This window comes from Achromobacter sp. 1014246743, assembly GCF_059760725.1.
Genome location: NZ_JCBANA010000120.1, coordinates 1 through 8,791, shown reverse-complemented (window position 1 = coordinate 8,791; position 8,791 = coordinate 1). Strand labels below are relative to the sequence as shown.

At 68.2% G+C, this 8,791-nt stretch carries 9 protein-coding genes and 1 pseudogene; 1 reads left to right on the top strand and 9 read right to left on the bottom strand.

All coding sequences use genetic code 11. From position 1 onward, the window contains the following. From AC6LJ2_RS29500 to fliF, 6 genes and pseudogenes are all read right to left on the bottom strand, one after another. Positions 1-631 (bottom strand): annotated as a pseudogene (locus tag AC6LJ2_RS29500) (flagellar hook-length control protein FliK); the annotation flags it as partial. 16 nt (positions 632-647) lie between these two features. Next, entirely contained in the window at positions 648-1,097 is a 450-nt protein-coding gene (gene fliJ / locus AC6LJ2_RS29495; RefSeq protein WP_263912448.1) for a flagellar export protein FliJ, read from the bottom strand. Further along, positions 1,090-2,565, bottom strand: a complete 1,476-nt coding sequence (gene fliI / locus AC6LJ2_RS29490) for a flagellar protein export ATPase FliI (protein ID WP_025138871.1) — start codon at positions 2,563-2,565, stop codon at positions 1,090-1,092. Before fliI ends, fliJ begins: the two co-directional genes overlap by 8 nt. Then, positions 2,562-3,305: a flagellar assembly protein FliH gene (gene fliH, locus AC6LJ2_RS29485; RefSeq protein WP_263912449.1), complete on the bottom strand. Its 744-nt coding sequence runs from the start codon at positions 3,303-3,305 to the stop codon at positions 2,562-2,564. Before fliH ends, fliI begins: the two co-directional genes overlap by 4 nt. Next, entirely contained in the window at positions 3,298-4,308 is a 1,011-nt protein-coding gene (gene fliG, locus AC6LJ2_RS29480; RefSeq protein WP_025138869.1) for a flagellar motor switch protein FliG, read from the bottom strand. The genes fliH and fliG overlap by 8 nt, the downstream gene beginning before the upstream one ends. After that, positions 4,298-5,977, bottom strand: coding sequence for a flagellar basal-body MS-ring/collar protein FliF (gene fliF / locus AC6LJ2_RS29475; RefSeq protein ID WP_498152724.1), 1,680 nt, complete (start codon positions 5,975-5,977; stop codon positions 4,298-4,300). The genes fliG and fliF overlap by 11 nt, the downstream gene beginning before the upstream one ends. 340 nt (positions 5,978-6,317) lie before the next feature. Here fliF and fliE point away from each other — a divergent pair, with 340 nt between their 5' ends. Beyond that, positions 6,318-6,650, top strand: coding sequence for a flagellar hook-basal body complex protein FliE (gene fliE / locus AC6LJ2_RS29470; RefSeq protein ID WP_263912451.1), 333 nt, complete (start codon positions 6,318-6,320; stop codon positions 6,648-6,650). A 114-nt stretch (positions 6,651-6,764) separates the two neighbouring features. On the opposite strand, the gene AC6LJ2_RS29465 is transcribed toward fliE, so the two are convergent. Genes AC6LJ2_RS29465 through fliK form a run of 3 tightly spaced genes read right to left on the bottom strand, consistent with a single transcriptional unit; the run spans position 6,765 to position 8,708 of the window. After that, the gene (locus tag AC6LJ2_RS29465; RefSeq protein WP_263912452.1) at positions 6,765-7,562 is read right to left on the bottom strand and encodes a flagellar brake protein; all 798 of its coding nucleotides are present in this window, start codon (positions 7,560-7,562) and stop codon (positions 6,765-6,767) included. 25 nt (positions 7,563-7,587) lie between these two features. Beyond that, on the bottom strand, positions 7,588-7,902 hold the full coding sequence (locus AC6LJ2_RS29460; RefSeq protein ID WP_263912453.1) for an EscU/YscU/HrcU family type III secretion system export apparatus switch protein: 315 nt from the start codon (positions 7,900-7,902) through the stop codon (positions 7,588-7,590). Continuing rightward, complete coding sequence (gene fliK, locus AC6LJ2_RS29455; protein WP_498152723.1) at positions 7,902-8,708, bottom strand: flagellar hook-length control protein FliK; 807 nt, start codon at positions 8,706-8,708, stop codon at positions 7,902-7,904. The genes AC6LJ2_RS29460 and fliK overlap by 1 nt, the downstream gene beginning before the upstream one ends. Between the last annotated feature and the right edge of the window lie 83 nt (positions 8,709-8,791).

The window sequence follows — 8,791 nt, the reverse complement described above, 5'->3', positions numbered from 1 at the left end:
GTGCCGCCTTGGCCGGAGCGGCGTCGGGCGCCGTGCCAGGCTTGACGGCAGCGGTGACGACCGGCAGGGCGACTTGTGCATCGCGGCTGGCTTGGGCGGCAGCGGCTTCGGCCTGCTGCGCGGTGGCGGCCACCGGCGCGCGCGGCGTCGGTACGGCCTCGTTGGCGGTCAGCGCGGCCTGCACCACGGCGGCGCCGGTGGTGACGGCGGTCGCGGCGGCCTGGGCAGCGCCACGGGCCAATTGCACCTGCTCGGCAGCCTGCGCGGCGATTTCCAGCGTCTGCTGCGGCAGCACCACCGGCGTCACCGGTTGCTGCGCGGCGGCGACGGCCAGCGCGCCGGCTTCGGCCTGGGTGGCGGTCTGCACGGCGTTGTCGATCGCGTCGGCGGCGGCGTTTTCCGCGTTGCCGGCAGCATCGCTGGGGGTCTTGCCGTTACCGGTCGGGGTCTTGGCGTTGTTGCTGGTGGCCGGACGCGCGTTGGCGCTCGGATTCGGGCGCTGCTGGGCCAGCACGTCGGAGAAGGACGGGCCCTTCCTGGACGAGGCGGCGGACGACTTGGCGCCGAGCGTGTCGGTGATCGAGCTCGGCGCGGCGGGCGCGACGGTGGGCAAGGGCAGGGGAGCGGTCATCTTGGGCTTCCTCTAATTAGTGCATCCCGGCCTGGCGCTGGACCAGGCGGGCGGAGTATTCATCGTTGGCGCGTTGTTCGCGGCGGGATTCCACCACGGCCTGCGCGCGCAATTCGCGTTGCGCCAGGGCGTCGTACGAACTGAGCTTGCGTTTTTCCTGCTGCCAGTAAAGGCGGCCCTTGGCCAGGTTCTCGTCGGCCTGGCGCAGCACGTTCTGCTGCTGGCCGATGGCGTCGTCCAGGGTGCCGATGAAGCGCTGGTAGTTGTGGCAGTCGCTGGCCGACATGCCGGTCGTCATGGCCTGCTGCAGGCGCTCCAGGTAGTCCTGGCGATAGTCGTGCAGCATGCCGAGCTGGCGTTCGGCGTTGGTGCGTTCGGCGCTGAGCCGGCCGAGCAGGCGGGCGGCTTCGTCCGTGCTTTCCTTGGCCAGGTTGATCAGCATGTCCAGGGGCAATTGGCTAGGCATAGGTGTCCCTCAATTCAAAGCTTGCACGCAACTGGTTGACCGCATCCTCGTAGCCGACGTTTTCGCCGATATCCTGCTGCAGGAAGGCTTCCAGGCGCGGATAGCGGGCGATGGCATCGTCCAGTTGCGGGTCGTTGCCGGCGGCGTAGGCGCCTACGGCGATCAGGTCGCGATTGCGCTGGTAGCGCGACAGCGTCTGCTTGAAACGGCGCACGACCGCGAACTGCTGTTGCGGAATCAGCGAGGTCATGGCGCGGGAAATCGAGGCTTCGATGTCGATGGCGGGGTAGTGGCCGGCCTCGGCCAGGTGGCGCGACAGCACCACGTGGCCGTCCAGGATGGCGCGCGCCGAGTCGGCGATCGGGTCCTGCTGGTCATCGCCTTCGGCCAGCACGGTATAGAACGCGGTGATCGAACCGGCTTTTCCGCCGGGGCCGGGCGCGCCCATGCCGGCGCGTTCCACCAGCATCGGCAGCTTGGCGAACACCGAGGGCGGATAGCCCTTGGTGGCGGGCGGCTCGCCGATGGCCAGGGCGATTTCGCGTTGCGCCATGGCGTAGCGGGTCAGCGAATCCATGATCAGCAGCACGTCCAGGCCCTGGTCACGGAAGTGCTCGGCCAGGCGCGTGGCGTAGGCGGCGCCCTGCAGGCGCAGCAGCGCCGAGACGTCGGCCGGCGCGGCCACCACCACCGAACGGGCCAGGCCTTCGGGGCCCAGGTTGTGCTCGATGAATTCCTTGACTTCGCGGCCGCGTTCGCCGATCAGGCCAACCACGATCACGTCGGCCTTGGTGTAGCGGGCCATCATGCCCAGCAGCACGCTCTTGCCCACGCCGGAGCCTGCGAACAGGCCCATGCGCTGGCCGCGGCCCACGGTCAACAGGCCGTTGATGGCGCGCACGCCGGTATCCAGGACGGTATCGATCGGTGCGCGCGACAGCGGGTTGATCGGCTGGGCCGACAGCGGCGCCAGTTCCGCGCCGGTCAGCGGGCCCAGGCCATCCAGCGGGCGGCCGGCGCCGTCCAGCACGCGGCCCAGCAGGGCGTTGCCCACCGGCAGGTGGCGGCCCAGCTGGGGTTTGGCGTTGCCGTTCAGTTCGGCCTTGCGCGGCAGCGGAATCTGGCGCTGCACGGGCGGCTCGCCGGGCACCACGCGGGCGCCGGGCGGCAGGCCGGAAATGTCGGCCTGCGGCATCAGGTACAAGGTGTGGCCGTCGAAGCCGACGACTTCGGCGTCGGCCCAGTGGTCATGGCCGCGCGCAATCTCGATGCGGGCGGCGGCACCCACGGGCAGGCGCAGGCCGGTGGCGTGCAGCACCAGGCCGGTCGCGCGGGTGATCTTGCCGCTGACCAGCCAGGGGTCGGTCGAGGCGGCGCGAATCGAGCCGATCTCCAGCTGGGTCTGCCAGCGGTCGATCACGGGCACGGCCGCCTGGCCGGGCTGCGCGGGGGCCTGGCTGCCGCTCACGCCGGCTCCTCCCAGTTGACGTTGCGGCCCAGCGAGGCCGCCACGCGGCGCCAGCGGGTCTGCAGCGTGGCGTCGATGTCGCCGAACGGCGTCTCGGCGCGGCAGCCGCCGCGGGCGATCGATTCGTCGGCCAGCACGCGCCAGTGGCCTTCTTTCAGTTCGTCGGCCAGGTGCAGGCGGATCAGTTCGATGTCGGCGGGGTTGGCCCACAGGCGCATCTGGCCGCCGGCGGTCGGGTTGATGTGCAGCACTTCGCGCACGGCGCTGGCCACGGTCTCGGGCTGCTCGGCAAGCGTGGTGCGCACGACTTGCTGGGCGATGTCCAGCGCCAGCGTCAAGAGACTCTGGCCCATTTTTTCTTCGAGCGAGCCGATCGACGTGGCGCAGGCCTCGACCAGCGCGTGCAGCTGCCGGGCTTCTTCTGCGCCTTGTTCGCGGCCTTGCGCCAGGCCGTCGGCATAGCCGGCTTCGCGTCCGGCTGCCTGGCCTGCGTCAAAGCCTTCGGCACGGCCGGCTTCCTGGCCGGCGGCGTGGCCCTGTGCAAAGCCTTCGGCACGGCCCTCGGCGATGGCCTCGGCGCGCAACTGCGCCAACACCACTTCGGGGTCGGGGCCCGGATCGGGTTCCGGTTCGGGCGCAACTTCCACGGGCGGCGGCTCGTCGAACGACAGCATCTGCCAGCGCCGCCAGGCGGCGCTGCGCGAGATGAGCGTCGACTGGCCGGTATCCGCTTCAGACATACGCGTCGTCTCCGGAATTGCCCAGCACGATCTGGCCGCTTTCGGCCAGGCGGCGCGCGATCTGCAGGATCTTCTTCTGCTCGGTCTCGACCTTCGACATGCGGATCGGGCCTTGCGCTTCCAGGTCTTCGCGCAGCATTTCGGCGGCGCGGCTGGACATGTTGCGCAGGAACTTGGCGCGCAGCTCTTCCTGGGCGCCCTTGAGCGCGACCATGAGCGTGTCGTTGTCGATTTCCTTGAGGATGAGCTGGATGGCGCGGTCTTCGACGTCCAGCAGGTTGTCGAACACGAACATCTCGTCGATGATCTTCTGCGCCAGGTCGTTGTCGCGTTCGCGCAGGCTGGCGACCACGGTTTCCTCTTCGGCCGAATTCATCATGTTCAGGATCTCGGCCGCGGTGCGCACCCCGCCCATCTTGCTGCGCTTGGCGCCCTGGCCGGCCAGCACGGAATTGAGCACTTCGGTCAGTTCCGACAGGGCGGCCGGCTGCACGCCGCCGAATGTGGCGATACGCAGCATGACGTCGTTGCGCAGGCGGTCGGTCAACAGGGCCAGCACGCCGGCGGCGCGGTCGCGCTCCAGGTGCACCAGAATCGTCGCGATGATCTGCGGGTGCTCGTCGCCGATGAGCTCGGCCACGGTGTGCGGGTCCAGCCAGTTCAGGGCGTCGATGCCGCTGCCGCCTTCGCCGGCTTCCAGGATGTCTTCGATCAGGCCGGCGGCGCGGTCGCTGCCCAGCGCCTTGGTCAGCACGGTGCGGATGTAGTCGTCCGAACCCAGCGTGACGGCCATGAACTGGTCGGCTTCCTGGCGGAATTCCTCCAGCACGACGGCCACGTCGTTGCGGGTCACCTGCTTCAGGCTGGCCATCGCGGCACCGACCTGCTGCACTTCACGGGCGGACAGGTACTTGAAGACTTCGGCTGCGGCGTCTTCGCCCAGCGACATCATCAGGACGGCGCTGCGCGTCATGCCGTCCATGGGTTTGGAATCATTTTTCATCTTTGGTCATCCAGGTGCGCAGGACCATCGCGACGGCGCGCGGATCCTTGTTCGCCATCGTGCGGGCGCGGTCCAGGTTGTCCTGGTAGCGGTCCGTTTCCTTGGCGCGGGCCAGGTCCTGGGCCTCGCGCTGGGCTTCAAGGCGCTCGGCCTCGGCCACTTCCGGATCCACCGGCGGGTACAGGTACTCGCCCACGGTGCGGCGCAGCTTGCGATACAGCCACAGGGCCAGCACGCCACCCACCAGCCAGGCCAGGATGGTCTTGAACAGCGAGATCATTTCCGGATCACGCCACATCGGCACGGCCGGGGGGCCGTCGTTGAACTGGCTGTTCACCAGGTTCAGCGAATCGCCGCGGCTTTCGGAATAGCCCATGGCTTCGCGCACCAGGTTGGTGAGCTTGTTCAGTTCTTCGGGCGGCAGGGCCTGGGGTTCGCCGTCCTTGTCGCGGATGTAGTTCACCACCACGGCCACCGACAGGCGCTTCAGGTTGCCCACCGGTTGCTTGATGTGGCTGATCGTGCGGTCCACTTCGTAGTTGGTGGTGGCGTCGCGGCGCTCGTTCAGGCTGCCGCCGGCGGCCTGGGTACCCGTCTGTTGCTGCTGTTGTTGCTGCTGCTGTTGGGCATTGGGCTGCTGCGGCTGGCCGGGGCGGGGCGGCTGGGCCTGGGGCGGGTTGGCGATGGGCGCCTGGGCGTTGCCCGGAGGCTGGTTCGACAGGGCGCCCGGCACGCCTTGGGCCGGATTGACGCCACGCTGGGTCGAATCGCTGGTCTGCTGGCTGCGCACGGCGGCCTGGCCCGGTTCCTGGTTGGGACGGTAGACCTCGGAGGTTTCCTCGCGGCGCGCGAAATCCATTTCGGCGCTGGCCTGGGCGTGCACGTTGCCCGGGCCGACCAGCGGGTTCAGGATGGTCAGGATGCGTTCGACGGTGCGTTGCTCGGTTTCGCGGACCATGCGCATCTGGTCGGCATCCATGCCGCGGCCTTCGCCCAGCGGCGACGACAGCAGGCGGCCGTTCTGGTCGACGATCGAAACGTTCTCGGCGGTCAATTCCGGCACGCTGGAAGCGACCAGCCAGGAAATGGCGGACACCTGGGCGTCGGACAGGCTGCGGCCCGGGTACACGTTCAGCAGCACCGAGGCGGTCGGCGGCTGGCGTTCACGCACGAACAGCGACTGGCGCGGCATGGCCAGGTGCACGCGGGCGTGCTGCACGGTGTGCATCGATTCGATCGAACGGGCCAGTTCGCCTTCCAGGCCGCGCTGGTAGTTGATCTGCTCGGCGAACTGGCTGGCGCCGAAGCGGGCGTTGTCCATCAGCTCGAAGCCGACCGAACCGCCGCGCGGCAGGCCTTGCGAGGCCAGCTGCAGCCGGGCGTCATAGACGCGGTCGGCCGGCACCAGCAGGGCGGTGCCCGTGTCGTTGTACTTGTAGGGCACGTTCATGGTGCCCAGGGCCGTCACGATGGCGCCGCCATCGCGGTCGTCCAGGTTCGAGAACAGCACCTTGTACTTGGGTTCGCTGCTCCACATCGCCACGGCGACGATGACCGCGACAAGCGCCGCGGCCGCGCCCAGCAAGATGGGCTTGGGCAGCGCGCGGATCCTTTCCAACACGGGAAACTTCGCCAGAAGCGACGCGCTCAGGGTAGCCTGCTGATTCATTGGCGGCTCCCGCTGGCTTCGCGGAGCAGGGAAAATGACTTCATGTTCGGGTAGGGCAGATTACACATGCAACGTGCTTCTGGTCTGGGGAGAGCCTGGATTATTGCTGCTGCGTTAGCAAACCCAATCGTCGAAAACAGCGGTTTTTTGGCGTTACTTATCCCCTATGTCCGTAACGCGGTGAAACCCGGGCGCGAACCCGGATGCGCCGGGCGGCGCCCGGCTCTGCGCATTCGCGGAAATATCGGGTGTTTTGGCGGTTTTTATCGGCTATGGCGCCGACCGCACGGGGTTACGCTGCCTGCATCTTTGGCGTAATCCACCAGCAAGGAATAACGTAATGGCTGTATCAGGCTTGTCCGGCATCGAAAGCATGCTCCAGCAGATGCGCGCGGTCGTCAGCAAGGCGGAAACCGGCAATCTGGCCGCAGGCGAGGCCGTGGCCCAACCCGACGGTTTCGCCGCCGAGTTGCACCGTTCCATCCGCCGCGTTACCGGCGCCCAGAACGCCGCCTCGGCACAGGCCAAGGCCTTCGAGCTGGGCGCGCCCGACGTGTCGCTCAACGACGTGATGATCGACCTGCAGAAAGCCAGCATCGGCTTCCAGACGGCCGTCCAGGTCCGCAACAAACTCGTCGCGGCCTACAAGGAAATCTCGTCGATGGCTGTCTGACGCCAGCTCGCAGCGTCACACTGGAAAAGCCCCCGCCGCCGAGCCGCCCCAAGGCGGGGCAGCCCCCTTTGGGGGCCGCAAGCACGCGCAGGGTGTGCGGCGTGGGGGCAACCGCTATCTGGCGGTTTTTTCCAGGCGCCAGACCACTTGTTGCAGCCAGTTTTCCTGGCGCGCATTCAGGTCCAGGAAGACCGCGCCCAGGTGGCTCATGGGCGGTTCGCCCGTCAGGGAGACGTGGACCGGCGCCGGTTCGTCCGGGCTGGTCGCCTGGGTCATGGGTTGGCCGGAAATGGGGTAGACGTTGCGCACTTGCAGGCGCGCGTTCAACTGGCCCAGCTCGCCGAAATCCAGTTGCACGTCTTCCAGCACCGTGCCACGTTCCGGCAGGGCCTGCACCGCCATGCCAACCCGCAAGCCCACGCCATCCACCGAAATATCGCGCACCGAAAAACTGATGGGCTTTTCCGTCGGCGCCGGGCGCCAGCTTGCCTGGCAGCGGCCTGCGCTGGCGGCCAGCGACGCGCGGAACATCTTGCGGCGCTGGATGCGCGCCAGGCGGTCGGGAAACGGCGACATCAGCGCGGCGCTGCCGTCGTCGAAATAGATCACCTCGGGGCGCTGGACCCGGAAGCGGATCTGCACGCCGCCGTAGGCGGTGGCGTGGAAATGGAAGGTGGTGCCGCTGAGCAAACCCATGCTGTCCGATTGTTCGAAATCGGCGCCGGCGTAGTCGCGCGGCCGCCAGAAGAACTGGCGGGTCTGCTTGTCGGCGCCCAGCACCAGCACCGCCATCTCGCGGTCGGCGGCATCGCGCACCAGGATGTGGCTGTCGGGGTGCGTCAATTCAAACAGCGCGGCGCGCATGTCTTCCGGCCGGGTAAGCAGAAATTCCGGATCGCTGGCATCCAACACGGTGATCGTCCTTGGGGAAATGGGGTCAGGCAGGCGGCGCGCCATCGGGCAGGTCGCGCGATTCCAGGCGGTACAGCCAGGCCAGCAATTCTGCCACTGCTACGTAGAGTTGGGGAGGAATATGGGAATCCAGGTCCACCTGCATCAGCAGGCCGACCAGCTCGCGGGATTCATGCACATACAGCCCATTCTCTTCGGCGGCGCGCACGATCGTGTCGGCCAGTTGGCCGTAGCCCTTGGCCACCACGCGCGGGGCGCCGTCTTTTTCGTCATACGAGATGGCGACGGCCGCGTTGCGGTTGGCGTTGGGGCCGGTATCGGAGGGCGGAACGAGGCTCATCAGAAATCCGTCGGCATGACGGGACGCGGATCCACCACGTTCACCACCAGATGGCTGAGCGTCAGGCCCGACGCCAACAGGCGCGCCCGCAATCGGTCCGACGAATCATTGATTTCCGTGGCGCTGTGCGGGGCCACCAGTTGCAGCACGATCTGGTCGCCGGCCAGGTTCAGGCGGGCGTCGACCAGGCCCAGGCGCGGCAGGTCCAGCTTCAGGCGGGTGGCCCAGGTGGGCACGGCGGAATCGGGGTCGCCGCCATAGGGTTCGCGCTCGACTTCCCATTCCATCGGCGTGCCGGGCCAGGCTTCGCCTTGCCAGGTCAGGGTCTGGTTGGCCAGGACGTCCAGCTGCTGGCGAACCAGCAGGGTCAGGTCCTGGTGGATGCCGCTGACCGGGGTGCCGGGCGCGGGCGTGCTGGACGAACCTGGCGTGGCCGGCGCATCGGCGCTGGCGCGGCCCGAGGTCGGCGCGTCGGCGCGCGGGCGGGCCGTGTCGGCGTCCGTCGGCACGCCGGCCTTGGTCAGCCTGGCTTGCGGTTCGAGCTGCAGCTGGGCCGGGTTGCTGCGGCCAAAGACCATGTCGGTCAGGTGCGATTCGTAGAACAGGCCGCTGGTCTGCAAGGCCGTGCGCAGCGCCTGGCCCAGCGCGCGGGCCGACGGGCCGGCTGCGGCCAGGGAGGCGTGTTGGGTGGCGTCGGCGCCCTTGGCGCCGGTCGGTGCATCACCTGCGCCGGCGGGCCGGCCGGGTTTGGCGGCGGGTTTCGTTTTTGCGGGGGGGGGGGGGGGGGTGTCGTTTTTTCCACTCACATGTCGCCGACCGGACGGGCTGTGGGTCGAGTTACGTGTCGTTGGTCGCAGCTAGAAAAAGATATAGAAACTGCAAGTAACTA